Origin of the sequence: Streptomyces sp. NPDC056479, assembly GCF_042795335.1 — a bacterium.
Lineage (GTDB): Bacteria > Actinomycetota > Actinomycetes > Streptomycetales > Streptomycetaceae > Streptomyces.
Window position 1 is genome coordinate 917,029 of the sequence record NZ_JBHTRZ010000002.1, and the last position, 25,848, is coordinate 942,876.

Genomic DNA, 25,848 nt, shown 5'->3' on the forward strand with positions numbered 1-25,848 from the left:
ATGGGCCGCTGAAGGCGGGGGACCGCTTCCTCACCGCTCGTACGCGGCGAGGAAGCGGAGCACCTTGTCCACGTGCGGCCGCACGCGTTCGGGGACACCGCGCTCCTCGATGACGGTGCGGTCGCTCGTGCGGTAGCCGGCCGCGATCAGCGCCGGGAGGTCCTCGGTCGGCAGATGGGCCTGTTTGAAGCGCTGGTCGAGCCAGCACACGTACACGCTCATCGTGGTGATCGCGTCCGCCGGGGACCGGTAGTCCTTGTCGCCGTCGCCGTCACCGTCCACCGCCCAGGCCCGGAACACCGACGGCGTCCACATGGCGATGCCGTACTCCTCGGCCGCCGGGCGGGACGCGTCCGCGTCGAAGCCGCTCTCCGCCTTGACCAGGGCGGCGAGCAGCGCGGGCGTGACCTCCGCGTCGGTGCAGCGCCGGGCGGCGTTCACGAGGATGGGGCGCAGCGCGTCGGGTACGTCGGAATCCTCCGGGATCTCCCCGGCGGCCACGATGGGCGTGCCGGTGACTGCGGAGGGCGTGCCGCCGCTGTCAGTGTCGTCACCGCCGATACCCCCGTCACCGCCTCCGAGCAACGCGAAACCGGCCACGGCGGCGGCCGAGACACCGACGAGCGCAACGGCGAGCGGCAGCAGTCGACGCCTGCCACGTGTACCCGACAGCCGCCCGACCCGGGTCAGGAGGCTCTCGGCGGTGTGCCGGAGCCGGGTCGCGTGGTCCGGCGCCAGGCAGTCCCCGATGAGCCGGCGCCACTCCTCGTCGAGTCCGGCATCGAGACGCAGCGGTGAGGTGCCTCGGGCGTAGGCCTGGGCGGCGAGCGAGCGGGCACGGGCGGTGGCGCCGGGGAAGGGGTGGAGGCCACCGGTGAGCACTTGGTGGGCGAGGACGCCGAAGGCCCAGATGTCGGCGGTCGGCCGCACCACCGCCCCGTCCTCTCCGGTGCGTTGGGACCACCACTCGGGCGGCAGGTGGTCGAGCGTGCCGAGGGGCGGCAAGTGGGCGTGGGTGCCGTCGAGTTCGGCGGCGAGGCCGAAGTCGGCGAGCCACACCTCGCGGTCGGCGCCCAGCAGCACGTTGGCGGGCTTGAGGTCGCCGTGCACCCAGCCGGCGTCGTGCATATGGGCGAGCCCGGCGGCGACGCCGCGCAGGATGCGCACGGCGTCCGGTACCGGGCGGCCCGTCTCGGCGGCGTCCAGTACCTGGCGCAGACTGGCCTCGGCGCGGTCCATGACGAGCGCGATGGCGCCGTCCAGCGCGGGCAGCTCCGGCGCGTCGACGGTGCACACGGCGCGGGTCCGTACGAGGTGCGGATGGTTCGCCTCGGCGCTGAACCGCACCTCGCGCTCGACCAGTTCGCCGAGCGCGGCACGCTGGCCGGGTGCGAGGGCGCCGGTCGGCAGCACCTTCACCGCCGCCGTCGTACCGTCCTCGACCGCGCGTGCCTCGTAGACGGTGCCCCAGCCGCCCGAGCCGATGACCGCGGCCAGCTCCCAGCCGTCGATGCGGAAACCCGCCGGAAGGCGTGGCGTTGCGAGGGCGCCCTCGTCGGCGCCTGACGAGGTCACGCGCCGGCCCCCTGCGCGACGGGCCGTCGGCGGGACGGCAGCAGGGCGAGGTGTTCCTCCCGCACCAGGCCGAAGCGCACGGCGAGGGAGGCCAGTCGGGCCCGCTTGGCGCCGGTGCGGCCGTTGCCGTCCGCTCCCGGCTCGTCGGCCAGGTCCAGGCGCAGCTTCGCGAACGCCAGGTAGTCGATGTGGTAGTTGACGGCGGAGCGGGTCAGACCGGTGCAGCTCTCCAAGGGGCGCAGCCGCTCCGCGATGTCCCCGGCACCCGGCAGAGCGCTGTCCGGCTGGTCGCGCAACCGCGGTTCGCACAGCGCCACCAGGACCAGGAAGTACTTGGCCGTCACGTCGAGCGCGTAGGGGTGCACGGTCTGCTCGCCCGCATCGGGCGCGGACCGCTCGTCCAGATAGGCGTGTTGCGGGGCGAACACCTTGAAGTCGGCGCTCCCGCTCAGCGCGGGCAGGACGACCCGGGAGAACTCGAACGGCACGGGCGCTGCCAGCCGTCCGGGCGCGACGGTGATGTACTCGCCCGCGCCCTCCAGGTTCTCGACCACATAGGGCGTGTCACGGCTGAAGTTGGAAAGCCGCCAGTAGTCCTCGGCCGCTTCCAGCCGCCCCGCCCGCCGGGAGATTCCGGGGTCCGGCAGGACGATGGAGACGCCTCCGCCGCCGGGCAGCCCGCGCCCGAACTCGACCACGTCGCCCGGCCCCATGTGGAGCAGTTCGGGTCTGCCCATGCCGACGGCGCCCGGCCGTGACGGACCGGGCGGCTGGACGATGATCGTTTCCATGCCGGCTCTCCCCCGATGTGATCGCCAGGATTGTACGGACGGTTCCGGTTACCGCCCGCCCCGGCGTTGTGCGTGAAAAAGGGTGTCGCGACTCCCGGCTCGGGACGGATGGTCGGTCCGGCCCGGTCGGGCGACACCGAGAGCATCACCGGTCACAGCCGTCACCGCAACCGCCTGCCCCGGTTCCGCCGCCCTGGAACGATCCCTCCCCTGCTGACCTGCGGGAATGTGACGGCCTGGGATGCCGTGCACAGAGTCGGCCCGCGCTTGACGGCGGGCGTTCAGGGCAAGAGAGGTGGCTCGCGCGAAGGGCACCAACCGCCCGGTGAGCTCCGGGTCGTCCGACCAGCCGGCCACCAGGCCGGACAGTCTACGGCGGCAGCTCGGCTCCGTCCGGACCTGTCGAAGAACGCGTCCGGTGGGGTCGGCATGAGGCTGGAGGCGTCGAACCGAGGAGGCAGCATGGCCGAGCAGCGCGAGCGCGCGGACCGCATCGTGGTCGGGGTGGACGGTTCGGACTCGTCGAAGGAGGCCCTTCGCTGGGCCGTGCGTCAGGCGGAGCTCACCGGTGGCGGTGGGGGTGACCGCCTGGATCCTCCCGGAGTTCCATGGCGCGCTCGCCTGGTTGCCCCCGTCGAGCAGCGATGAAGCGGCTCGGGAGGACCGGGCGCGTCACGAACTCGGCCGAGCCGCCGAGCAGCCCCCGGTGTCACCGGAATGCAGCACTGTCCGTACGGCCCGATCGCGCTCCGCCACGAACCCCGGGAGGGTGGGAAGACGAGCGGCGCGGCCGACCACAGTGATGATCACCTTCTGGACGCCCGATGGTCCTCCACGCTGCGGAAGCGAGACGGCATGCACGATCCCGACCCACCCTTCCGGCCGCTCCGCAGTCGGCAGGGCTACCTGCCGCTGGAGGACCTCGGCCTCATCGGGGACGGCGCGACGAGCGCGCTGGTGGGCCTGGACGGCGCCATCTCGTGGATGTGCGTGCCCCGCTTCGATGCCGAACCCCTGTTCTGCGGTCTGCTGGATCACACACGGGGCGGGCATTTCACCCTGGCGCCGGAGGACGTGGTGGAAGCGCGACAGCGCTACGAACCCGACACCGGCGTACTGATCACCGAATTGCGCAGCCCCACCGGCCTGGTGCGCGTCACCGACGCGCTGACCTTGCGTGCCGGCGCCGACCTCACCGACGACGCACCTGCCGACCGGTCCGAACTCGTGCGCTCGGCGCTGGTGCTGAGCGGGAACGTCCGTCTGCGCGCGCATCTGGAGCCCCGCGGCGGTGCGCGGACTCGGGCGCTGTTCAGCGGACTGGAGGTGTGCCCGTCCCGGCGGCCGGATCTGCGGCTCCACCTGCGGTCCAACCGCCCTCTGACCGGCCTGCGCACCACCCATGACCTGGAGCAGGGTGAGCGTCTCGATCTCGTGCTGTCCTGGGGCCGCTTCCACCGCCACCACCGGTTCGACACCGATGCGATGCTGCACACGACCGCCGACGCGTGGCGCCGCTGGATGCAGCATTTCGACTACGGCGGCCCCGAGGAACGCCTCGTCAGACGTGCCGCGGTCACCCTGAAGCTGTGCGACGACTGGGCCAACGGCTCACTGGTCGCGGCACCCACCTCGTCCTTGCCCGCGCCGATCGGCGGAATCCGCAACTGGGACTACCGCTTCACCTGGATCCGCGACGCGGCCTACGCCGTGTTCGCCCTGCGCCGCATCGGTTTCGACGGCGAGGCCGACGCCTTCCTCGGCTGGGTTCTCGACGCCTTCGAGTACAGCCGGCGGCCCCGGATCATGTACGGCCTCCAGGGCGGTCCGGTGCCGGACGAGGTCGAGGACGGCGAACTGGAGGGCTACCAGCGCTCGGCCCCGGTGCGCTGGGGCAACGGCGCGGCGGACCAGCGCCAGCACGACGTCTACGGCGAGATCCTGGACTGTGCCCACCAGTGGCTGCGCACCGGCGGTGAGATCCAGCCCGTGCTGTGGGCCGGCCTGGCCGGGCTCGCCGACACCGCGGAGCGGGCCTGGCGGCAGCCGGACCAGGGCATCTGGGAGGTGCGCGGTGAGGGCCGGGTGTTCACGTACTCGGCCGGGCTGTGCCAGGTGGCCCTGGACCGGGCCGCGCAGATCGGTGAGCAGGTCGGTCTGCCCGGCCGGATCGCCCAGTGGCGGGCCTCGGCCGACCATCTGCGCCGGCTCATCCTGGAGGAGTCCTGGGACGAGCGGGCAGGGACACTGAGCGCGCATCTGGACGGCGGTGGTGTTCTGGACGCGAGCCTGCTCGCCCTCCCGCTGCGGCAGGTGGTGCCGGCCGATCACCCCCGGATGGTGGCGACGACCGCGGCCGTCGGCGAGCGCCTGTCGGCGGGTGGCGGCCTGCTCTACCGCTATCTCCACGAGGAGTCACCCGATGGTCTGGCCGGCGACGAGGGCGCGTTCGTGCTGTGCAGTTTCTGGCTGGTCGACAACCTGATCGGCCAGGGCCGGATCGAAGAGGCCGAAGAGCTGTACGCCTCGTTGTGTGCCCGGGCCAGTCCCCTGGGGCTGCTGTCGGAGCAGATCAATCCGTCCACAGGAGAGTTCATGGGCAACTTCCCTCAGGCGTTCAGCCACATCGGGATCATTGCCAGCGGTGTGAACCTCGCCCGAGCGAAGGCAGGCGCGCAAGGATGATCAAGCGGCTCACCGTGTTCGGCGCGACCGGCGACCTCACCGCTCGCTATCTGCTTCCGGCGCTGGCGGCCCTGCAGGCGGCAGGACATCTCACCGAACAGGTGCAGTTGACCTGTGCGAGCAGAGAGGACTGGGACAGCGAGCAGTACCGCGCGTGGATGGCCGCCCGGCTCGACCGGCACAGCGGATCCACGCCGGCCGACGCCAAGGAGGCGATCGTGGCCTCGGCGCGCTATCTGCGGGCCGATGTCACCGCCCCCGCCGACGTCGCCGCGGCCATCGCCGGCGACGGACCTGTCGCCGTCTACCTCGCCCTGCCGCCGGCACTCTTCCCCCGGGTGGTCACCGCACTGCACGAGGCAGGTCTGCCGGCGGGCAGCCGGATCGTGCTGGAGAAACCATTCGGCGAGAACCTGGCCGACGCCCAGGAGCTGAACCGGCTGCTCGCCGACCTGGTGCCGGAGCAGGCCGTCTTCCGGGTCGACCACTTCCTGGCGATGACCACCGTGCAGAACGTCCTCGGCAGCCGCCTGGCCAACCGCGTGCTGGAGCCCATCTGGAACAGCACCCACATCGCCGAGGTGGAGATCGTCTGGGAGGAGACCCTCGCGCTGGAAGGCAGGGCCGGCTATTACGACCACGTCGGAGCGCTCAAGGACATGGTCCAGAACCACCTCCTGCAGTTGCTCTGCCTGGTGGCCATGGAACCGCCGATCACCCTCGGCGAGCGGGATCTGCGCGACCGCAAGGTCGATGTACTGCGTTCCGTACGGCTGCTGACCGAGCACGACGTCGTGAACCGCACGCGCCGCGCCCGCTATCTGCCCGGCAGGATCGGTGACCACGACGTTGGCGCCTATGTCGACGAGGAAGGCGTGCGCCCGCGGCGCCGTACCGAGACCTTCGCCGAGGTGGAACTGGAACTGGACAGCTGGCGCTGGGCCGGGACGACCTTCCGGCTCCGCAGCGGCAAGGCGCTCAAGGCGAACCGCATGGAGGTGGCGGTGCGCTTCCGTCCGGTGCCGCACCTGCCCTTCGGCCACACCGGAGAAGCCCTCCCCAACGTGCTCCGCTTCCAGCTCGAACCGGAAGGGCTGACCCTGGATCTCACGGGCATCGGGGCCCATGCCCACGAACTCGTCCCACTCTCACTGACCGCGCGGATGGACCCGCCGGGCCTGCCCGCCTACGGCCGCCTCCTGCTGGACGTCCTGACGGGGGACCCCGCCCTGTCCATCCGCGGCGACGAGGCCGAGGAGGCGTGGCGGGTCCTGGAGCCCGTACTGTCCGCCTGGCAGCGGGACCTTGTCCCGCTGGAGGAGTATCCGGCCGGGTCGGACGGTCCACCCCCACGTGAGCGGTACCGAGACCTCCAACGGCAGCGGGAGACCCTGCTGCACGGTCAGGAGACCCTGCTGGACGACATCTGACGGCCACCCATCGACCGAGGAACGCGAGCACCCTGATGTCCCCCAGCGCCGAGCGCCGCCCTCCCTGCATCCTGGTCATCGGGGTGTCCGGCACCGGGAAGACCACGGTGGCGCTGCTGCTCGCCGAGCGGCTGGACGTCCCCTTCGCGGAGGCGGACGACTTTCACCCGCCGGCCAACATCGCCAAGATGTCGGCCGGTGTCCCGCTCGACGACGAGGACCGACAACCCTGGTTGGAGTCCGTCGGCCGCTGGCTGCGGGAACGCGGCGCGGCCGGCACGGGCTGCGTGGCCGCCTGCTCCGCACTGAAGCGACGCTACCGGGACACCCTGCGAGCAGCCTGTCCGGACGCTTTCTTCCTCCACCTGACTGCCGACCGTGAGGTCCTGGTGGACCGGATCGAACACCGCGCCGGCCACTTCATGCCCACCTTGCTGCTCGACTCCCAGCTCGCCGCGCTCGAACCGCTCGGACCGGACGAGCGGGGAGCAACCCTGGAGGCGAGCGCGGCTCCCGGCCTGATCGTCGAGCGGGCAGTGGAGCTGTTGTCGCGTGAGTGAAACCCTGTTGTCACTCAGAGATCCCTCTGCTGATACGCCGGTAGGCGGCACGCGCATGGATGACGCGGGCCAGCACCGTGCCCACGAGGGCGGCGGTGAGCAGACAGCCGAGCCAGAAGGTGTCACGCGAGCCGGCCCAAGTCAGGGTGCCCGCAGGCGGGATGGCGAACCCGTTGAGGAACAGCCAGCAGAGTACGGCTATGCCGGGCGCGGCACTGAAGCGTGCACACAGGCCCAATAACGCGGCCAGCAGCGACAGCACGGTCAGGGCGAACACCGGCCGGCCCGGGCCGACTAGGGTGTTGACGAGCGCCACCAGTACCAGCGCGCCGCCGAAGGCCCCGGCCCACACGAGCGGTGTGGGCACGGGCGTGGGAACGGGCCTGGATTCCCGCCCGAGGGCCACCCATTCGATCACGCTGGTACTTCCTTCCTCCGGCGCATGAACGCATCATGCCCCGTTCCGTCCGGCGCCGGGGGAGTCCTCCTCTCATCGGCTCTGGCGACCGGTCACTGCCGGCCAGGTGTCAGAAGGTCGTTCACCAGCATTCCCAGCGCCGACTTCGGGACGGTCCCGTTCGACTCGCTGTTGGTCTGCCCCCAGGCCGCGTTCGCGTCCGTGGACTTCGAGCCCTTGGTGTCGTTGACACCTTGGAAGATGCCGAAGTCGATGGGCCCGTCGTCCGCCGAGGCGGGGATGGCAGCGGTGAGGAGTGCGGCGCCGGCGAGCGCGGCGGTAGCGATGATCTTCATGCCCGGCTCAACGACGACGCCCCCGTCAGGATGTTCCGTTCCCCGCCTTTGGCGCAGCGCCGGTACTCAGCCCAACGCCGCCACCTGTGGCGATACGGTCCCTCCATGGCTGACGTGCGGTTGACGACCTCCTCGTACCTCGTGCTCGGGATCATCGACAAGCTGGGCGAGGCGAGTGCCTACGACGTGAAGGGGGAGGCGGCGCGGACGGTGGCGCCGTTCTGGTCGGTGCCGCACGCGCAGGTGTACGCCCAGTGCGACCGGCTGCTGGAGGCAGGGCTGGTCTCCCTGGTACGGCAGGAGAGCGGGCGCAACCGCAGGGTGCTGGCGCTGACGGAACAGGGGCGGGCCGCACTTCAGGAATGGCTCGCCGATCCGGCGTTCGTGCCGGTGGAGGCCAGGGAGCGCGGCATCCTCAAGCTCTGGTTCGGCGGACGCCCGGAGGTGCTGTCCCCGGTTCAGGTGGACGAGCACCGGCAGGCGCTGCGGTCGTACGAGGAACTGGCCGACGAGGTCGGGGAGTTGCTGACGCCCGGGCAACGCGAGGCGCTGGAGTTCGGGATCCGCTATGAGCGGATGATGGTCGACTTCTGGACATGGGTGCGGCACCGGGACGACCGCACCTCCACGGATTCCTGACGATTCCCGACCCTGACAGACCGTTGACCTCGACGGCAGCCCGCTCTAGCGTCTCGACAGTCCAGTCTGGACTATTGAATCGAGACCATCGGTCGGCCGAGCAGCGGCCAGGAGCAGGAGGTAGCCGTGCGCCGTCCGACGAGCGGCATGTGGCGCCGTGGCGCCGCTGTCGGGGTCACCGTCATGTGCGTCGCCTACGCGCCGATCGCGATGACCGAACTGTGGCCGTACGCCAGCCCCGGCGCCCCCGCGTTCGGCGAGTGGGTGATGGGCCAGATCGTGTCCCCGCGCTATGTCGCCGATGCGCTGGCCACCCGCGTCGAGCCGTACCGGCACAGCCTGGTGCCGATGATCGTGCACTCGGTGCTCGGCGGCCTGCTCATGCTCCTGGGGCCCGCGCAGTTGCTGACGGCGGCCCGGCGGCGTACGCGTGCGCACCGCGTACTCGGCGTGGTCTTCGCGGTCACGGCGTACGCCTCGATGACGGGCGCCGGACTGTATCTGGCGCGCACCGCTCCGGAAGACGCCTTCAGCGGGGCGGCGTTCTGGATCGTGCTCGCCACCATCCTGGTGGGCACCGTGATGAGCGTGACCTTCGGCATCCTGGCCGCCGTCGGCGGCTTCCCGGACCTGCACCAGCGGTGGATGCTGCTCTGCTACGGCTTTCTGCTGACCGCGCCCCTGCTGCGCCTGGAGTGGGGCGGCCTGCCGCGGCTGCTGCCGGGACTGTCCATGGAAGAGATCAACCAGGTGGCGATCATGCATCTGGGGTCGGTGGTCGCGTTCGGCGCGCTCCTCGCCTCACGCACACTCGACCGGCGCAGGGCGGTCGACGGGGTGTCCGGGTCGTGGGCCCCGCTTCCGGTGCTGGCCGCGGCCCATCTGGCCGGCGCCGCCGCGTTGGCCTGGATCGGGTACTCGTTCCTGGATCTCGGGGCGGTCGGACGGCGTCTGCTGCTCGCCTACCTGCTGCCGTACGCCGTCACCTACGCCGTGATGGCCGTCAGCGCCCGGCGCGCCGGACGGCAGGGGCGTACCTGGGCACGCGAGGAGTGGCGGCTGCACCTGACGGCGCTGTGCCTGGCCCCGGTGCTGTCGGCGGGCGCGACCCCGGTCTTCGAGCGCACGCTCGGTCTCGACCACCACACGGCACTGTCCGCCGGTCTCGCCATCGGCTGCGGTGTCCTCGCCACGACGGCCACCTCGGTGGTGAGCCTGCGCGTGATGTACGCCCGCGAGCTGCGCAAGCGCGCGAGCGCCGCCCCTGCTGCCACGCCGTCGTCCCCCGTTTCCTCCCCCGTCGCTTGACCCTGGCCTGATCGGCGCCGCCATGCTGGGCACCGCGCCGTGCCTGTTCGCCGTCGGCCGGGCGGAGCGCTGGGAGGAAGTGCGCACGCTGCTGTACCCGTTGGCCATCGTCCTGGTCGGCCTGTTCGGGGTTCGGCCTGGGCTGGTGTTCGTGCTGGGCCTGCTCTGCGTGGGAGCCGTGATCGCACTGACCCTGGAACACCGCGTTCCCGCCCGGCCGCTCGACGCGCCCGCCGCCCCGCTGCCCGGCTGGTCCGAACCGCCCCTGGCCGTACCGGGTCTGCATGGTGGCCGGACTGCTGTTCGCGGGTGTGAGCGGACGCGTCCTGCCGTCGAGGTCAGCGCGGGCCGATCGCCGCTTCGGCCGCTGACTTGATCCGGGCGCCGAAGGCGTCGGCGTCCTTGCGGGCGGCGGAGACGGCCAGGCCGACGAGGAGCTTGCCGATGCCGTGGCCCTCCAGCACGTTGAAGATACGGACTCGCGTCCTGCCGTCCGCGAGCGGCTCCAGGTCGTAGCCGCCCTCACGGACCGTCACGATGTTCTTCGACACCTCGACCCACCGGATCCTCGACGGGGCCTGGAGGTCGTTGATGCGGAACTCCCTGGCCGTCTTCATCCCGGCGTCCTTGACCGTGCTGCGGAAGACCGTGCCCACGGTGGTCGGGGCGTCGGGAACCCGCTCGATCTTGAGCACGCGCGGGCTGAACTGCGGATCGTTGCGTCCGTCGGCGAGGTAGTCGAACACCGCATCGGCAGGTCGATCGACCTCGACCGTCGCTTCGAACTGTCCTGACATGAGCACTCCTCAATCTCTTGAGCCTGGGCGTGCCCGCGACTCCTTCGGGGCCGAGGGGACTGCTTGGTACGCATGCGAAGGGCCGCGCCGCCCGTCCAGTCGTAACGGCACCGCGACCCTATGGCGCCGCCCGGCTTCTCGCGAGACGAGCGGCACGGCCATGTGGACGCGATGCCCTTCGACAGCGGGGCGGCGTCCGCCCTTCGCACACGTTCCGGGATGTCAGCCGCCCGCGGTCACCTGGTCCAGAGGCAGCCACAGTGTGGTGTTCGAGGACGGGCCGACGTTCGTCTGGCGTACGCGGGTGAGCTCGGCGTCGGTCAGGGCCCGGTTCCAGACGCGGACCTCGTCGATGCCGCCGGTGAAGAACGCCCGGCTGTCCATGCGCTGGCCGATGTGCACGCCGAACGGCGAGTTGCGGCTGACGGATCCGGACACACCGGCCGTGCTGGTCGCCCTGCCGTCGATGAACAGGGTGAGCCGCCCGCCACCGCGGCGCAGGGCGAGGTGATGCCACCGGCCGTCGTTGTACGCGGCGGTGGTGCTGACGGACGCCGACCGCACGGTCGTCGCGCCGCTGCGCACCGTCATCAAGCCGCGCACCCGGTTGTTCTCCGGTTCGCCCCGCAGCCAGAACTGGGGCTGGTTGCCGCCGATGCCGCCCATCCACAGCAGTGGCTGCTCACCGGTGCGGCGGGTGTAGCGGAACCACAGGGAAGCGGTGAAGTTCTCGGTGCCGAGCTCGAGTTGGGGACGGAAGGGCAGGCGCACCGCGTCGTTGGTGCCGTCGAAGGCCCGGGCGCCGCCGAACCGGCCGGTCGTGGGCGTGGCCCCGCCGAGTACGCTCGCGCGCTGGGCGGACGGGGCGCGGTCGACAGTGGTGGGGTCGGGGCCGCGGCGCGGTTTGAGCCATTCCTCGTTGAAGCGGGCGAAGCGGATCTCGTCGCGGGCGTCGACGGTTCCGCCCTCGTACATCAGTCCGACCACATCGGCGCCGATGTGCACCATGTCGGAGTAGCCCGACCAGTCCTGGGTCACCACGGTGCCGCGGTCCACGCTCTCCCAGGTGTTGCCGCCGTCATAGGAGGAGCGGATCATCATGGTCCGGCGGCGGTCCGGATCACCGGGGCAGGACAGCAGGAGTCGGCCGCCCAGTTGCAGTGTGGATCCCTGAACCTGCGGGGTGTAGAGGTCCGGGAGGGGTCGGAACGGGTGGGTGAAGCTGTCGCCGGCGTCCTGGCTGAAGGTCTGGGTGCGGTGGCCCAGATCGGTGCCGTCCTGCTCGCGGCCGCTGACCAGGAGGGTGCCGTCGGTCCGCTCGGTGACGGTTACTTCGGACGGCTTCTGGTGGAAGGTGCCGTCGGTGGCGATGGGCCAGGAGTCGGTGGCGCCCCTTCGCCAGGTGTTGCCGCCGTTGTCGCTGACGATGAGGGCGGCGTGGTTGGCGGTGACCCGGCTGCCGTTCCAGGTCTCGGTGTTGACGCCGAAGACCAGTCGGCCGGCGTTGCTGCCGCGGGTGAGCTGGATTCCGTGGACGGGGCCGCTGGCGTACCAGGAGTTCCAGTTCGGGGGCCTGATCTGCGCGCTCAGGTCGCGCGGCTGTGACCAGGTGCGGCCGTCGTCGTCGCTGTACTGCAGATGGGGGCTGCGGTTGCAGGGGACGGCGCAGCTCGAGCCGTCCGCACTGGAAGGGTTGTGCGTCTGCGGGAGCAGGATGCGGCCGGTGGTCCGGTCCACGATCGGGGCCGGGTTGCCGTGGGTGTCGCCGGCACCGTTGCTGACGACCTGGAGCGGTCCCCAGGTGCGGCCGCCGTCGGTCGAGCGTTTCAGCACGATGTCGATGTCCTCCGCGTCACCGCAGGTGCTGTGACGTCCCTCGGCGAACGCGAGGAGCGTGCCTTGGGTGCTCTGCACGATCGCCGGGATCCGGAAGCAGGCGTAGCCCGGGTCCTGGGACGGCCTGAAGATGACTCGTTGCTCGAACTGCGGTGCGGCCTTGGCGGGTTGGGCGTGCGCGGTGCCCGGATGGACTGCCGCGATCGCCATGACGACGCCCGCGGCGAGTTCGGCTCTCAGACGTGTGCGGAGTCTGGACGGCATGGGCAGCCTTTCATTTTGACCTTACGTCAGAACACACCACCTCCAATTTATGACTTATTGACATGATTTGTCCGAATTAACACACCATGGGATTGAATGCCCCGCCCGGCTACGGCACCTCCGGCCCGCCGTACTCGTCCATCGCGTCGATGAGCCAGCGTGCCAGGTAGTCGGCGAACGACGAGCGCGGGAGCAGGCGGTAGGTCGGCGCGTCGTCGACCTGCCAGAGCAGTACGGCGACGGGGCCGACCGTGGTGGACACCGCCCTGCCGGGGCCGAAGGACCGGGGATGCAGGTCGAGCGGGCAGCCCTTCTCCAGCGCCTGCCGGGCGGCCGGACCGCTCAGCTCAAGCGTGGTGCGGTTCGCCGAGACGTCGACGGCGGAGCCCGGGTCCGCTCCGAGGGCCTCGTGCAGATCGGCCAGCACGGCGGAGTCGTCGGCCTGGGACACCACGAGCCATTCGTCGGGGCCGAGCCAGAGGACCGAGCGGGGGCTGGATGTGGTGGTGTGGCCGCACTGGCGTGGGAGTGAAGCGCCCAGGGCCTTCTCGATGCGGCCGGCCGCATCGGTGCCCGGAGTGACCCGCAGGTTCACCATCGTGGCGAACGGTCGCTCGGTCAGCGTGACGCCCCGAGCGCCGGTGACCCCGGCTTCGCGCATGCGCTCCTCCAGATGTGCCAGCGGGCTGGTGCGCAGGGCCACCGGGCCGGCGCCAGCGTCGATCGTCGGCTCAGCCATCTCGCTTGGTCCCTTCGGGGTCGTAGAGGACGCAGTCGGCCACCTCGACGGGCACCAGGCCGTCGCCCACCGGGGCGAGCAGGGTCTCGCCGATCCTTGTCCGCCCGTCGGCGACGAGGGCGAGGGCGAAGGGGCGGCCGAGGGCCGGGCTGTGGTAGCTGGAGGTGACGTGGCCGAGCATCGGCACCGGCCCGGCCTCGGGGGTGATCGGCACCTCGGGGGCGACCAGCTGGGTGCCCTCGGGCAGCCGGGTCGCGCGGTCCACCGGCAGCAGGCCGACCAGCTGCTTGCGGTCGGTGCGGGAGGTGTCGGCCCGGGAGTAGGACCGTTTGCCGATGAAGTCCTTCTGCTTCGAGACCACCCAGGACATGCCCGCGTCCTGCGGGGTGACAGTGCCGTCGGTGTCCTGGCCGACGATGATGTAGCCCTTCTCGGCCCGCAGGACGTGCATGGTCTCGGTGCCGTACGGCGTGATGTCGTAGGGCCGCCCGATCGCGTACACCTCCTCCCAGACCGCGAGCCCGTACCACGCGGAGACGTTGATCTCGTAGGCCAGTTCGCCGGAGAAGGAGATCCGGCAGATGCGGGCCGGGATGCCGGAGGCCAGGGTGGTCTCGCGGAAGGCCATGAAGGGGAACGCCTCGTTCGACAGGTCGACTTCGGGGGCGAGATGGGCCACGACCTCGCGCGACTGCGGGCCGACCACGGCGATGGTCGTCCACTGCTCGGTCACCGAGGTGCAGTGGACGTCGAGTCCGGGCCACTCGGTCTGCAGCCACTCCTCCAGCCAGTCCAGGACGCCGGCGGCGCCGCCGGTCGTGGTGGTCATGAAGTACCGGTCGTCGTCGAGGCGCAGCGTCACCCCGTCGTCGAAGATCATGCCGTCGGGCTTGCACATCACGCCGTAGCGGGCCATGCCGGGCTTCAGCTTCTTGAAGGCGTTGGTGTAGATGCGGTTGAGGAACTCCCCCGCGTCCGCGCCCCGGATCTCGATCTTGCCGAGGGTGGAGGCGTCCATGAACGCCACCCCCTCGCGGGCCGCCCGGCACTCGCGCGCCACGGCCGTGTCCATGTCCTCGCCGGCCCGGGGGTAGTACCAGGGGCGCTTCCACTGGCCGACGTCCTCGAACTCCGCCCCCTGCGCCACATGCCACCGGTGGATGGAGGTGGTCCGCTCCGGATCGAACAGCTCGCCCCGCTCACGCCCCGCCAGGGCAGCGAAGGCCACCGGCATGTACGGCGCCCGGTAGGCCGTGGTGCCGATCTCTCCCAGCGCGCCGCCGAGGGCCTCGGCGATGACCCCGATCGCGTTGACGCCCGAGGTCTTGCCCTGGTCGTTCGCCGTGCCGAGCGAGGTGTAGCGCTTGACGTGCTCGACGCCCCGCATGCCGGCGCCGGTGGAGCGCCAGACGTCGGCGACGGTGACATCGCGCTGGAGGTCGACGAAGTGGGTGTCCCAGGTGGCGGGTTCGCCGTCGGTCGCGGGGACCAGCCACAGGGCACGCATCGGACCGGGTCCGGGCCGCACATCGTCGGGCGACAGTACGGGAACCGGGAACCCGGCATCCGCCGCCGCTCGCGCACCGGCCCGTGCCCCCTGAGCGACACAGCCGTCGAGGTCGTACGTCCCGCGCGCCGCACCGACGATCTGCTGGTCCCGTACGCTGCCGTCGGGGACGAAGGCCACGAGGTCCTCGTCCCAGCGCAGCCTCCCCTGGCGCTGGCTGTGCAGATGCACCACCGGGCTCCACCCGCCGGACACGGCGAGCAGGTCACAGTCGAACGACCGCGGTCCACCGGTGGCGTCGAGGGCCCGGACGGTGACGCCGGTGAGCCTGCCGTCTCCTTCGGTGCCGACCACCGCGCTGCCCGTCAGCACCCGCACTCCCGTCGCCGCGGCGACCTCGGCGGCCCGGTCGGTCAGTTCGGAGCGCGCGTCCACCACGGCGGCGATGTCGATCCCGGCGGCATGGAGATCGGCGACCGTGTCGTACGCGCTGTCGTTGGTCGTGCCGACCACGGCCCGCGAACCCGGCGCAACGGCATACCGGTTGAGGTACGTCCGTACGGCGGCGGCGAGCATGACGCCGGGTCGGTCGTTGCCCGCGAAGGTCAGCGGACGCTCGTGCGCACCGGTCGCGAGGACCACCTGGCGGGCGCGGATGTGCCACAGCCGCTGGCGCGAGACGCCTTCCGGCGCGGCGGGTCCCAGGTGGTCGGTCCGCCGCTGCACGGCCAGCACATAGTTGTCGTCGTACGACCCGAAGGCCGTGGTGCGGTGCAGTACGACGACCTCGGGGGCGGCGTCCAGTGCCGCACGGACGTCGGCGACCCACTTGAGGTCGCTCTGCGCGCCGGCGAGCAGTGAACCGCCGGGCTCGGGCTGGTCGTCGACGAGGATCACCCGCGCGCCGGAGCCTGCGGCGGCCGCGGCGGCCGCGAGTCCTGCGGGTCCGGCGCCGACGACCAGGACGTCGGTGTGGACGTACTTCTTGTCGTAGACCGCGGGGTCGGGGGTCGGATCGAGTGGGCCCATCCCGGACAGGGTGGTGGCGGCCAGGCCGTCGTACAGCTCTGCCGTCGTCGCCGGAAGCATGCCTTCCGCGCACGGGCCCTCGATCCGCAGCAGGGCGTTGGGCTCCTCGACACCCGCGGTGACGATGCCGCGCGGGCGGCCGCGGTAGAGGGAGGGGGCGACCTCGACAAGGCCGTTGGCCAGCATCGCCGAGGCGACGGTGTCTCCGGGGTGCCCGGTCAGCTCCCGCCCGTCGAGGACGAACCGCAGCACGGTGCCGCGGTCGACACGGCCGCCGTGCGGGAGCCGGAAGTGCTGGTCTGTCATCGGTTCCCTCCGGCCTGGGGCAGTGCGGGGCGGGGCTCGTCGAGCCGGTAGGACGTCAGCACCTCGTAGGTGACGGTGTCGCGCAGGACGTTGAACCAGCGGCGGCAGCCGACGCTGTGCATCCACCGCTCGGCGAAAGGGCCCTTGGGGTTGTCGCGGTAGAAGACGTATTCGGCCCACTGCTCGTCGGTGAGCTCCGCGGGGTTCTCGGGGTAGGGGACGTGGGCCTGTCCGCCGTAGTGGTACTCGGTCTCGTCCCTCGGACCGCACCAGGGGCACTTGATCAGCAGCACCTGTCCTCCTCAGTGGGCCACGGCCGCGGCGCCGTGTTCGTCGATCAACGCGCCCGTGGTGAAGCGTTCGAGCGTGAAGGGGGCGTTCAGCGGATGCGGTTCGCCGGTGGCGATGGTGTGCGCGAAGGTCCAGCCGGCGGCCGGGGTGGCCTTGAAACCGCCCGTTCCCCAGCCGCAGTTGACGTAGAGGTTCTCGACGGGGGTGGTGCCGATGATCGGGGAGGCGTCCGGGGTGACGTCGACGATGCCGCCCCAGGTCCGCAGCACATGCGCGCGGGCGAAGATCGGGAACAGCTCCACGGCGGCGGCCATCTGCTGCTCGATCACATGGAAGGAGCCTCGCTGGCCGTAGCCGTTGTACGTGTCGACGCCCGCGCCCATCACCAGTTCGCCCTTGTGCGCCTGGGAGACGTAGACGTGCACGTGGTTCGACATGACGACGGTGGGGTGGACCGGTTCGTGCAGTTCGGAGACCAGGGCCTGCAGCGGGTGCGACTGCACCGGCAGCCGTACGCCCGCCCGCTCGGCCAGCACGCTGCTGTGTCCGGCGGCCGCCAGCCCGACCCGGCTGGCGAGGATGCGGCCGCGGTTGGTTTCGACGCCGACGACCCGGTCGCCGTCCTTGAGGAAGCCGGTGACCTCGCAGCCCTGGATCAGGTCCACGCCCAGCTCGTCGGCCCGGCGGGCCAGCGCCCAGCCGACGTGGTCGTGCTTGGCGATGCCGGCCCGCGGCTGGAAGGTGCCGCCCAGGACCGGATACCGGGTGCGCGGCGAGACGTTGAGGATGGGACAGACCTTGGCGACCTCGTCCGGCTCCAGCCACTGGGCGTCGACTCCGTTGAGGCGGTTGGCGTTGACGCGGCGCACGCCCTCTCGGACGTCCTGAAGGGTGTGCGCGAGGTTGAGGACGCCTCGCTGGCTGAACAGGAAGTCGTAGTCCAGTTCCTCGGGGAGCCCCTCCCACAGCTTGAGGGCGTGCTCGTAGATCGCCGCGCTCTCGTCCCACAGGTAGTTGGAGCGGATGATCGTGGTGTTGCGGGCCATGTTGCCGCCGGCCAGCCAGCCCTTCTCCAGGACGGCGACGTTGGTGATGCCGTGGTTCTTGGCGAGGTAGTAGGCGGTGGCCAGGCCGTGGCCGCCGGCGCCCACGATGACGACGTCGTACGAGGAGCGCGGCTCGGGGTTGCGCCACAGGAAGTCCGGGTGCTCCGGCAGCGGCTCGGCGGTCATGCCGCGGCTCCGTTCAGGTGGGGGTAGAGAGGGAAGGCGGAGGCGAGCTTCTCGACGCGTGCGCGCAGTTCGCCGTCGGCCTGTTCGCCCTTCAGCGCCTCGGCGATGATGTCGGCGACCTCCCGGAACTCCGCCTCGCCGAAGCCGCGGGTGGCCAGGGCCGGGGTTCCGATCCGCAGGCCGGAGGAGACCATCGGCGGACGGGGGTCGAAGGGCACCGCGTTGCGGTTGACGGTGATGCCGACGCGGTGCAGCCGGTCCTCGGCCTGCTTCCCGTCGAGCGCGGAGTTCCGCAGGTCGACCAGGACCAGGTGGACTTCGGTGCCGCCGGTCAGCACCGTGATCCCGGCCTCGGCCACGTCGTCGGCCAGCAGCCGTCCGGCGAGGATGCGGGCGCCGTGCAGGGTGCGCTGCTGGCGCTCCTTGAACTCCTCCCCCGCCGCCACCTTGAAGGCCACCGCCTTGGCCGCGATGACGTGCTCCAGCGGTCCGCCCTGCTGGCCCGGGAAGACCGCGGAGTTGATCTTCTTGGCCAGCTCGGCACGGCTGAGGATGACACCGCCGCGCGGGCCGCCGAGGGTCTTGTGGGTGGTGGTCGTGACGACGTCGGCGTACGGCACCGGGCTCGGGTGGAGACCCGCGGCCACCAGCCCGGCGAAGTGCGCCATGTCCACCATCAGATAGGCGCCCACGGCGTCGGCGATCCGCCGGAACGCGGCGAAGTCCAGCCGGCGGGAGTAGGCCGACCAGCCGGCGACGATCATCCTGGGCCGATGGGCGAGCGCGAGCTGCTCGACCTCGTCCATGTCGATGCGCATGTCGGACTCGCGCACGTGGTAGGGCACGACGTTGTAGAGCTTGCCGGAGTAGTTGATCCGCATGCCGTGGGTGAGGTGCCCGCCGTGCGCGAGGTCGAGGCCGAGGATCGTGTCGCCGGGCTGGAGAAGCGCGAACATGGCGGCCGCGTTGGCCTGGGCACCCGAGTGCGGTTGCACGTTCGCGGCTTCGGCGCCGAAGAGTTCCCTGACCCGCTCGATGGCCAACCGCTCGACGACGTCGACGTGTTCGCAGCCGCCGTAGTAGCGGCGGCCCGGGTACCCCTCGGCGTACTTGTTCGTCAGGACGGAGCCCTGGGCCTCCATGACTGCGGCCGGGGCGAAGTTCTCCGAGGCGATCATTTCGAGCGTCGCCTGCTGACGGTGCAGCTCGGCGTTGACCGCCGCGGCGACGTCCGGATCTAGTTCGCCCAGCGGGAGGGACAGGGGGGAGGTGACCGTGGTGTTCGACGAGGTCGCTGCCATCTGCTGGACCATCCTGGGAGACGACTGGAGGCCATCTGATATATCAGCCTGTGCGGTAAGGTATGGGAGTTCACCGGACTGGTCAAGGGGGCCTTATGCAGCAGGTGGCGACCCAGCCGGACGGCGAGGAGCTGTCGCTCGCCGAGCGCGCCTACCGCGCCATCCGTGACCGGCTCGTGCTGCTGGAGATCCGCCCGGGCGCGCCGATCAACGAGGAGCAGCTGGCACAGTCACTCGGTGTGGGACGGACCCCGGTGCGCGAGGCGCTCAAGCGGCTCCAGTACGAGCGCCTGATCACGACCTACCCGCGACGCGGCACCTTCGCCACCGACGTCAACATCACCGACCTGGCCCATATCTCCGAGGTGCGCCAGGAGTTGGAGCCGCTGGCCGCCGCCCAGGCCGCGCGGCGGGCGACGGCGGCGGACCGGGCGACCCTGACGGCGCTACGGCAGGAGCTGGCGCGCGCGGCTTCCCGCCGGCCCGAGCCCGTCGAGCTTCTGCACCTGGATCTTCAGGTCCACCGCGCCATCTACGCCGCCACCCACAACCCCTATCTGGACGACACCCTCGTCCGCTACGACAACCTGGCCACCCGCATCTGGTGCCTGTTCATCGAGCGCCTGTCCGACATGGCGGGCCATGTCGAAGAGCACGGCCCGTTGATCGAGGCGATCGTCGACGGCCGCCCGGACCAGGCGGCGCAGCTCGCCGGCCGTCACGTCGTGCGCTTCGAGCGGGCCGTTCGCGAGGCCATCTGACGCTCGCGTCAGTGCACGGCGCCCCGGGACTCCCCGGGCGCATCCGCGGCCTGCCCGCCAAGGTGGTCCGGGATACTGGGCGACGTGGTCCTCGGGCAGCTGGGCGATCATGTAGCGGACGCAGCGTTCGATCTTCACCCGGGTCACGGGCTACCTGGAGCGCGCGAAGCGCGAGGGCCTGCGCGTGGCGACCGGCGGCGCCCTCGACGACCGCGGCTACTTCGTGGCCCCGACCGTGCTGGTCGACCTCCCCGAAGGGGCGGAGGCCGCCCGCGAGGAGATCTTCGGCCCGGTGATCACCGTCGAGACCTTCGCCTACGAGAAGGAGGCCGTACGGCGAGCCAATGACGTCCCTCTCGGCCCGTCGGCATCGGTGTGGACCGAGAACGTGCGCCGCAGCCACGCCATCGCCGCCCGACTCGACTTCGGCACCGTCTGGGTCAACTCCCATCTGGTGCCGGCGAGCGAGGTCCCCTGGGGCGGCCGCCCTCGCTCAAACCTCAGTTTCCTCCCGTGTCTCCGGCGGCTCGGTGGGCGACGGCGCGGGCTGGCGGAAGAGGACGGCCCGGGCCACCGGCGGGGCGAACAGGGCGGACACCGGCGCGGCCAGCACCAGCACGGCACGGAAGGCGCGCCCCACGACCGGGTCGCCCGGGGCACACTCCTGGACGCGCCCCAGGTACCAGTCGGCGAAGCGGTCCGCGGGCCCGCCGTCGACCGCGTTGCCGACCGCGCCCGGCATCTTGCGATCCGCCCCGGCGGAGATGTCCCACGCCTGCCGCGACGACGCGAGGAGTTCCCGCTGGACGCGCCGCGTGGTCGGGGTACGCCGAGGATCGGCCAGCGCATCGCGCAGGGCGACCGCGTTCATCGCGGCGACGGCCATGCCCTGCCCGTAGATCGGGTTGAAGATGCACAGGGCGTCGCCGACGGCGAGGAATCCGGCCGGGCGGCGGCCGGGAAGGTCGTAGCGGCGGCGGGCGTTGGCGGTCCGCCGGTAGCCGAACGCCGATGTGAGCGGTTCGGCCTCGTCCAGCCACCGGTGCAGCGGAGGATGCGGCAGCCTCTTGGCGTACGTCACGAACTCGTCGTCCCCCCTGGGGGGTTCGTCGCCACGCAGGCCGGAGACGATGACCAGATGGCTGCCGTCCTCCAACGGCAGCGCACCGCCGGCGTGGACCTGGTCGGGGTTCGGATAGACGTAGTACCCGGTGGTGTCGCCGTCGAGGACACCGCTCCTGCCGCGGTAGACGCGTGACGCGTACGCGAGCCCGGTGTCGATGGTCTCCTCGTGCGGGGCCTCGGCCCCGATCTCCGTGAGCCACTCCGGGGCCTTCGAGCCGCTGCCGGAGGCGTCGACGACCAGGTCGGCCTCCACGGCCCGCTGCTCCCCGCGGGCGTCGCCGGAGCGGTCCCGCAGCAGCACGCCCCGCACGCGCGAGGCGTCACCGAGGAGCCCGACGGCATCGGTCCCCTCCATGGTGCTGATCACAGGGTTGGCGAGAACTCGACGCCGTACCAGCTCCTCGAGTTGCGCGCGGGAACCGGTGTAGATGTGCGTCGTCGCGGGCACCCTGCGGAACCAACGGCCCTTCTGCCACAGCACCATGTCCGACGGCATGCCCACCCGAGGCGCCCCTGCCGCGCCCAGCTCCGCCACGAAGCCCGGCAGCAGCGACTCCATGGCCATCTGCCCGCCCTCCAGCAGCACATGGGGATGCCGGCCGTGCGGTACACCGGACCTGGGCTCCGCCCCTTCCGGGAACCGGTCGCGCTCCACGACGGTCACCCGGTCGGCGTGCCCGGCGAGAACGTGCGCTGCGAGCAGCCCCGCGAGGCTCCCGCCCACAACGACCGCATGCCGTCCGCCCCAGCGACCGTCCACGCCCGGACCGCCCGTCTCCACAGCAGAGTTCACCGACCACTCCCCCTTTGATCACCACGTCGCGAGAAGGGACCAGTATTCCGCCCCGCACGACGGGTTGACCGCTTTCCAGCCCCTTTGCGCCTTCCTGAGTTGCCCCTGACGTCGGCGTGAGGTTCTAGCGTTGCCGCATGCCCGGCCGATCCTGGCCGAAGGGCAGGGGCAGAGAACCGACTCAGGAGACAAGAACATGGCTGTTTGGGAAGTTGTTCAGATGCCGGTCGCCGCGGGTGATCAGGACGCGTTCGAATCCGCCGTCCGGTCGCACCTGCCGCTCCTCGAGGAGGCCGACGGCTGTCTCGACGTGAAGCTGCTTCGAGCCGTGGACAAGGAGGGCATTGTCCTGCTGTGGGTGTTGTGGCAGTCGCTGGAGCATCACACCGAGGTGTTCGTGAAGAGCGAGGCGTTCACGAAATTCGCCGGCGCGATAATGCCCTTCTTCGCCGGGACTCCTGAGGTGCTGCACGCCAGTACGGTGATCGACGGGTTCTGACCCGCCCCGAACAACTTTCAGCCTTCGTTTCCGGAGGCGGCCGCGATCGCGGCCCGGACCTGTCGGGCGAAGCCTCGCACCGTGAAGTCCGGGCTTGCGGCGGTGGCCCGGCGGCAGAACGACCTCGAGCGGGCCGGCCGCCTGCACGGGGCCGCGGAGAGCCTGTTCAGAACGGCCGGCGGTGGCTGGCTGCAGGCGATCGGTGCCGCACCGACCGGTCCGTCCGGGGAGCCGCCGTCACACCTGTCGGATGCTGCCGCATTCGAACGGGTTCGGGCCGAGGGCGCCGCCATGACGTGCGCAGATGCGGTGCGCTATGCGCTGCGGACCACGGCAACCGACTAGCGGGCATCACGGCCCAGTGATCGCAGCTGGTGCGCGGTAGGAGAATCTGTACCCGGTGAAGTCGGTGACGTGGACGTATCCGATGCGCTGGTAGAGGGCGTTGCTGGTGGGATTGGCCGGGTCCGCGAACAGGACGACATCGGTCGCGCCGGCGGTCAGCGCGGCACGGCTCACCTCGACCGTGACGGCACCCGCGTAGCCGCGGCCCCGGAGGTGGGCCGGGGTGTAGACGGGGTCCACCCGGACCATGCCGCCGACGATCGAGGTCGCGGCCGCCATGGAGACGGGAGTGCCGTCCCCGGTCTCCCAGAACGTGAAGTGTCTGTCGCCGAAGCGCGAGTCGGCCCAGGAGCCGGCGTCGATCAGGTCGATGGAGGACTGCTCCCCGACGTCGACACAGAACTCACGGCACCAGCGCACGACTTGCTCGCGGTCCCTCTCGCCCACGGCGCGGCCCCGGCCCTCCGGGCGCGGCTGCGGTGGGGCGAGCGTGCCGAGACGGTAGAGATGCGTCCCCCAGAAGGGGACCGGCGCTGCGCCCGTGTGCCGCTGCCATGCCTTGGCGAAGGCGGTGGCGGTGTCGTGGTCCGCGATGACGTGGGAGGGAGCGTGGCCGAGGCCGGCCAGGTGGGCGGCGAGGGTGTCGGTCTGCTCGGCGGGAAGGGGGGTGAGGCCCAGGCGGCCGCCCGGAGTCCGGTAGAAGACGGCGCGGACCTCGCCTCCTGATTCCAGCCGGCCGAAGACGATGGCTTCGGCACCGCCGTGTGCGTCCGCCCCGCCACGAGTGCGCAGTTTCTCGATGTCGGTCAGCGGCGTGTTGTGCAGGGCGGGACGCGAGCGCAGGAAGTCTCCGGCTCGGGCGAGGAAGTCGTCGACGTCTTCCGTGAGGTGCCAGTCATCCGGGCGCATGCTTCATTGTCCCCGCCGCCGACAGCGCTCCGCCGAGGAGCGGGAGGGATCCCCCACGCGGGACGATCTTGGCTGATATACGCTACGCCAGGTTTGATTGAACAGTTCGGCGAATCCGGGCCACCGGATACGCCCTGCCCGGGGGGGCATTCCCATGACTTCGCAGTCCCGCGCGGTGCTCGGCATCGCGCTCACTCCCGTCCTCGCCCTGTCGGCCGCGGCCCCGGCCGTCGCCGGAGCGACCGCCACGGCCTCGGCCACCGGCACCACCGCCACGGCCTCGGCTGCGGCCGCCGTGGAGACGCGCGCGCCGGGCCCGTGGGGCACCCGCGCCCTGCACGCGGCGAACCCCAACGCCGACTCCGCATCGGGCGGGCTGAACGCCCTGGTGTCGGCCGGAAACGGCGCGCTCGTCTCCCTCACCGGCGACGGTCTCTCCCGTTCCACCCGGATCCGGCCGGCCGGCGCCACCGGCTGGCTCGCCCCGCAGAACTGGCCGGACGCCGGCGGGTACAACACCGAGCTGGTCTCGCTCGGCGACGGCTCGGTGCGCCTGGTCTGGCGGGCCAAGCGTGCCGACGACCACAGCAACTACTGGCTGAAGGTGGCCACCCTCGCGCCCGGCGCGACCGCCTTCTCCGAGCCCGAGTACGTCGCCGCGGTCCCCGAGAAGGGCTACCACCACCTGGCGGCGGCTCCCGACGGCCGGCTGATCGCCGTGTGGTCGGTCCACGGCGTCGTGAAGGCCGCCGAGAAGTCCGGCCCGCAGGGCGCGTGGACCGCTCCGGCCGACCTCAACGAGCAGCCGCCGTCCGGCAGCCGGGACATCTCCAGCATGGACCTGGCGGTCGCCAAGGACGGCACCGCGCTGCTGGTGTGGCAGTGGCGGACGAGCAACGCCGTCGTCGCCCTGGAGAAGGCCCCCGGCGCAACCGCCTGGACGGCGGCCCAGGGCCTTTCGATCCCGGCCGAGGACTTGGCGCGCCCGAAGGTGTTCGCCGGTCCGCAGGGCGGCTTCGACGTGTTCTACGACAACATCGCGCACCTCATGCACACGCGCCGGGCCGCCGGCACCACCCAGTGGAGCGCTCCCCGGTCCGCCGCCAACTACGGCAGTACGTACGGGATGACGACGCCCGTCTACCTGCCGAACGGTGACCTCTTCATCGCCGGCGACCCCGGCTACTCGACCGGCGCCTGGTACTCGGTGCGCTCCGCGGCCGGCGTCTGGCAGCCGTACACACAGCGCTTCTCCACGCACAAGAAGGTGCGCGCGGTCGGCGCGGCGGCCACCTCGGGCGGCACGGTCACCCTGACCTGGCGGGAGGGCTACTCGTACGAGGAGTACACGATGGCCGCCGTCTTCAAGGGCGGCACCTGGTCCACCCCGCGGCGGCTGAGCGCGACGACCGCCCAGTTCACCGGGGCGCCGGAGGTGGCCGCCGACGCGCTCGGCCGGCCCGTCGTGCTGTGGGACGAGTACAAGCGGAGCGAGACCAACAGCGCCATCCTGTACGGCGTCTACCAGGCCACCACCGCCGCCCGCGCGCTGCCCAAGTGGCGTGACCACACGGACGACGGCAAGGCCGACCTGTTCGGCCAGGGCAGCACCGGACTCAAGGTGTACGCGGGCGACGCGACGAAGCTGTCGGCGGGGCAGCGCGCGAGCACCTGGGTGACGGGCACCCAGGTGCTGCCGTTCGGCGACCTCGACGGCGACGGCTGCAACGACGTGTTCGTCCGCAACCGGAGGGGCGAGGCCGACGTGTACCCGACGATCTGCGGCGGGCTGCCCGACCTGCAGTCGTTCCACGTCAAGGTCTCGTCGGACTGGAGCGCTTACGACACGGTGCTCTCGCCGGGCGACCTGACGGGCGACGGCCGGGCCGACCTGCTGACCCGGTCCGCCTCGACCGGGAAGCTGTACCTGTATGCACAGAACGGCACGGGCGGCTTCAAGGCCCGCACGCTCGCCGGGTCCGGGTTCGGCGGCTACAAGAGGCTGATCGCCGCCGGGGATCTCAACCGCGACGGCAAGAACGACCTCCTCGCCATCGACGCGTCGAACGAGCTGTGGCGGTTCAACGGCACCGGCGCCGGCACCTTCACGTCCCGGTCGCTGGTCTTCAAGGACTGGGGCACCTCCTACAAGGACGTCGTCGGCGGGCTCGACCTGTCCGGTGACGGCCGGGCCGACATGGTCTCCCTGGACAAGGACGGCCGCGCCTGGCTGAACCGGGGCAACGGCCAGGGCGGCTTCGGCAACCGGTCGCAGGTCGGCAAGTCCACGAACTGGTCGAGCATCCGCATCTCCTGACGACGCGGTCGGGCGGCCCGTCGTGACCACCAGGTCCCGACGGGCCGCCCGCTCCC

23 protein-coding genes and 2 pseudogenes are annotated in these 25,848 nt (G+C 71.3%); 12 read left to right on the top strand and 13 right to left on the bottom strand.

Annotation, left to right across the window (positions count from 1 at the left end):
• Positions 1 to 30: 30 nt before the first annotated feature.
• Both ACFQ6S_RS10320 and ACFQ6S_RS10325 read right to left on the bottom strand, forming a co-directional pair.
• On the bottom strand, positions 31 to 1,575 hold the full coding sequence (locus ACFQ6S_RS10320; RefSeq protein WP_383405813.1) for a protein kinase: 1,545 nt from the start codon (positions 1,573 to 1,575) through the stop codon (positions 31 to 33).
• The gene (locus tag ACFQ6S_RS10325) at positions 1,572 to 2,366 is read right to left on the bottom strand and encodes a serine/threonine protein kinase (RefSeq protein WP_383405816.1); all 795 of its coding nucleotides are present in this window, start codon (positions 2,364 to 2,366) and stop codon (positions 1,572 to 1,574) included. The genes ACFQ6S_RS10320 and ACFQ6S_RS10325 overlap by 4 nt, the downstream gene beginning before the upstream one ends.
• A 462-nt stretch (positions 2,367 to 2,828) precedes the next feature.
• Between ACFQ6S_RS10325 and ACFQ6S_RS10330 the strand changes: the two are divergent.
• The 4 genes and pseudogenes from ACFQ6S_RS10330 to ACFQ6S_RS10345 form a co-directional block, all read left to right on the top strand.
• Positions 2,829 to 2,936: pseudogene (locus ACFQ6S_RS10330) on the top strand (universal stress protein); the annotation flags it as partial.
• A 285-nt stretch (positions 2,937 to 3,221) separates the two neighbouring features.
• Positions 3,222 to 5,051: a glycoside hydrolase family 15 protein gene (locus ACFQ6S_RS10335; protein WP_383405819.1), complete on the top strand. Its 1,830-nt coding sequence runs from the start codon at positions 3,222 to 3,224 to the stop codon at positions 5,049 to 5,051.
• The gene (locus ACFQ6S_RS10340) at positions 5,048 to 6,481 is read left to right on the top strand and encodes a glucose-6-phosphate dehydrogenase (protein WP_383405822.1); all 1,434 of its coding nucleotides are present in this window, start codon (positions 5,048 to 5,050) and stop codon (positions 6,479 to 6,481) included. The genes ACFQ6S_RS10335 and ACFQ6S_RS10340 overlap by 4 nt, the downstream gene beginning before the upstream one ends.
• Positions 6,482 to 6,516: 35 nt before the next feature.
• Positions 6,517 to 7,041 (top strand): gluconokinase, encoded by a 525-nt coding sequence (locus ACFQ6S_RS10345; RefSeq protein ID WP_383405825.1) that lies wholly within the window; start codon positions 6,517 to 6,519, stop codon positions 7,039 to 7,041.
• 10 nt (positions 7,042 to 7,051) lie between these two features.
• On the opposite strand, the gene ACFQ6S_RS10350 is transcribed toward ACFQ6S_RS10345, so the two are convergent.
• Entirely contained in the window at positions 7,052 to 7,459 is a 408-nt protein-coding gene (locus ACFQ6S_RS10350; RefSeq protein ID WP_383405828.1) for a hypothetical protein, read from the bottom strand.
• A gap of 92 nt (positions 7,460 to 7,551) precedes the next feature.
• Complete coding sequence (locus tag ACFQ6S_RS10355) at positions 7,552 to 7,794, bottom strand: hypothetical protein (protein ID WP_383405831.1); 243 nt, start codon at positions 7,792 to 7,794, stop codon at positions 7,552 to 7,554.
• 105 nt (positions 7,795 to 7,899) lie between these two features.
• Here ACFQ6S_RS10355 and ACFQ6S_RS10360 point away from each other — a divergent pair, with 105 nt between their 5' ends.
• The 3 genes from ACFQ6S_RS10360 to ACFQ6S_RS10370 all read left to right on the top strand — a co-directional run bounded on the left by ACFQ6S_RS10360 (position 7,900) and on the right by ACFQ6S_RS10370 (position 10,117).
• On the top strand, positions 7,900 to 8,433 hold the full coding sequence (locus tag ACFQ6S_RS10360; protein WP_383405834.1) for a PadR family transcriptional regulator: 534 nt from the start codon (positions 7,900 to 7,902) through the stop codon (positions 8,431 to 8,433).
• A gap of 126 nt (positions 8,434 to 8,559) precedes the next feature.
• Positions 8,560 to 9,741 (top strand): DUF2306 domain-containing protein, encoded by a 1,182-nt coding sequence (locus tag ACFQ6S_RS10365; protein WP_383405837.1) that lies wholly within the window; start codon positions 8,560 to 8,562, stop codon positions 9,739 to 9,741.
• Between the two features lie 22 nt (positions 9,742 to 9,763).
• Positions 9,764 to 10,117 carry a hypothetical protein gene (locus ACFQ6S_RS10370; protein ID WP_383405840.1) on the top strand — a complete coding sequence of 118 codons (354 nt, stop codon included), beginning with the start codon at positions 9,764 to 9,766 and terminating at the stop codon, positions 10,115 to 10,117.
• Here ACFQ6S_RS10370 and ACFQ6S_RS10375 read toward each other — a convergent pair.
• The 7 genes from ACFQ6S_RS10375 to glyA all read right to left on the bottom strand — a co-directional run bounded on the left by ACFQ6S_RS10375 (position 10,080) and on the right by glyA (position 19,043).
• Complete coding sequence (locus ACFQ6S_RS10375) at positions 10,080 to 10,538, bottom strand: SRPBCC family protein (protein ID WP_383405843.1); 459 nt, start codon at positions 10,536 to 10,538, stop codon at positions 10,080 to 10,082. The genes ACFQ6S_RS10370 and ACFQ6S_RS10375 overlap by 38 nt on opposite strands.
• Before the next feature lie 222 nt (positions 10,539 to 10,760).
• Positions 10,761 to 12,638, bottom strand: coding sequence for an exo-alpha-sialidase (locus ACFQ6S_RS10380; protein ID WP_383405845.1), 1,878 nt, complete (start codon positions 12,636 to 12,638; stop codon positions 10,761 to 10,763).
• A 109-nt stretch (positions 12,639 to 12,747) separates the two neighbouring features.
• Positions 12,748 to 13,377, bottom strand: coding sequence for a sarcosine oxidase subunit gamma (locus ACFQ6S_RS10385; RefSeq protein WP_383405848.1), 630 nt, complete (start codon positions 13,375 to 13,377; stop codon positions 12,748 to 12,750).
• Positions 13,370 to 16,219 carry a sarcosine oxidase subunit alpha family protein gene (locus ACFQ6S_RS10390; protein ID WP_383405851.1) on the bottom strand — a complete coding sequence of 950 codons (2,850 nt, stop codon included), beginning with the start codon at positions 16,217 to 16,219 and terminating at the stop codon, positions 13,370 to 13,372. Before ACFQ6S_RS10390 ends, ACFQ6S_RS10385 begins: the two co-directional genes overlap by 8 nt.
• Positions 16,216 to 16,512, bottom strand: coding sequence for a sarcosine oxidase subunit delta (locus ACFQ6S_RS10395; RefSeq protein WP_383405854.1), 297 nt, complete (start codon positions 16,510 to 16,512; stop codon positions 16,216 to 16,218). The genes ACFQ6S_RS10390 and ACFQ6S_RS10395 overlap by 4 nt, the downstream gene beginning before the upstream one ends.
• A gap of 9 nt (positions 16,513 to 16,521) precedes the next feature.
• A complete protein-coding gene (locus tag ACFQ6S_RS10400) occupies positions 16,522 to 17,742 on the bottom strand; it encodes a sarcosine oxidase subunit beta family protein (RefSeq protein WP_383405857.1) in 1,221 nt (406 codons plus the stop codon).
• Positions 17,739 to 19,043 carry a serine hydroxymethyltransferase gene (gene glyA / locus ACFQ6S_RS10405; RefSeq protein ID WP_383405860.1) on the bottom strand — a complete coding sequence of 435 codons (1,305 nt, stop codon included), beginning with the start codon at positions 19,041 to 19,043 and terminating at the stop codon, positions 17,739 to 17,741. The genes ACFQ6S_RS10400 and glyA overlap by 4 nt, the downstream gene beginning before the upstream one ends.
• 95 nt (positions 19,044 to 19,138) lie before the next feature.
• Here glyA and ACFQ6S_RS10410 point away from each other — a divergent pair, with 95 nt between their 5' ends.
• Both ACFQ6S_RS10410 and ACFQ6S_RS10415 read left to right on the top strand, forming a co-directional pair.
• Positions 19,139 to 19,804, top strand: coding sequence for a GntR family transcriptional regulator (locus tag ACFQ6S_RS10410; RefSeq protein ID WP_383405863.1), 666 nt, complete (start codon positions 19,139 to 19,141; stop codon positions 19,802 to 19,804).
• Positions 19,805 to 19,934: 130 nt separating this feature from the next.
• A pseudogene (locus ACFQ6S_RS10415) lies at positions 19,935 to 20,288 on the top strand (aldehyde dehydrogenase family protein); the annotation flags it as partial.
• Positions 20,289 to 20,297: 9 nt separating this feature from the next.
• On the opposite strand, the gene ACFQ6S_RS10420 reads toward ACFQ6S_RS10415, so the two are convergent.
• Positions 20,298 to 21,653: an FAD-dependent oxidoreductase gene (locus ACFQ6S_RS10420; protein ID WP_383406527.1), complete on the bottom strand. Its 1,356-nt coding sequence runs from the start codon at positions 21,651 to 21,653 to the stop codon at positions 20,298 to 20,300.
• 289 nt (positions 21,654 to 21,942) lie between these two features.
• Here ACFQ6S_RS10420 and ACFQ6S_RS10425 point away from each other — a divergent pair, with 289 nt between their 5' ends.
• Both ACFQ6S_RS10425 and ACFQ6S_RS10430 read left to right on the top strand, forming a co-directional pair.
• Positions 21,943 to 22,221 carry an antibiotic biosynthesis monooxygenase family protein gene (locus tag ACFQ6S_RS10425; protein WP_383405866.1) on the top strand — a complete coding sequence of 93 codons (279 nt, stop codon included), beginning with the start codon at positions 21,943 to 21,945 and terminating at the stop codon, positions 22,219 to 22,221.
• 81 nt (positions 22,222 to 22,302) lie between these two features.
• Positions 22,303 to 22,566, top strand: a complete 264-nt coding sequence (locus tag ACFQ6S_RS10430; protein ID WP_383405869.1) for a hypothetical protein — start codon at positions 22,303 to 22,305, stop codon at positions 22,564 to 22,566.
• 6 nt (positions 22,567 to 22,572) lie between these two features.
• Here the strand turns inward: ACFQ6S_RS10430 and ACFQ6S_RS10435 are convergent, their stop codons facing one another.
• On the bottom strand, positions 22,573 to 23,475 hold the full coding sequence (locus ACFQ6S_RS10435; protein ID WP_383405871.1) for a GNAT family N-acetyltransferase: 903 nt from the start codon (positions 23,473 to 23,475) through the stop codon (positions 22,573 to 22,575).
• A gap of 154 nt (positions 23,476 to 23,629) precedes the next feature.
• On the opposite strand from ACFQ6S_RS10435, the gene ACFQ6S_RS10440 reads away from it, so the two are divergent.
• The gene (locus ACFQ6S_RS10440; RefSeq protein WP_383405874.1) at positions 23,630 to 25,792 is read left to right on the top strand and encodes an FG-GAP repeat domain-containing protein; all 2,163 of its coding nucleotides are present in this window, start codon (positions 23,630 to 23,632) and stop codon (positions 25,790 to 25,792) included.
• Positions 25,793 to 25,848 lie beyond the last annotated feature (56 nt).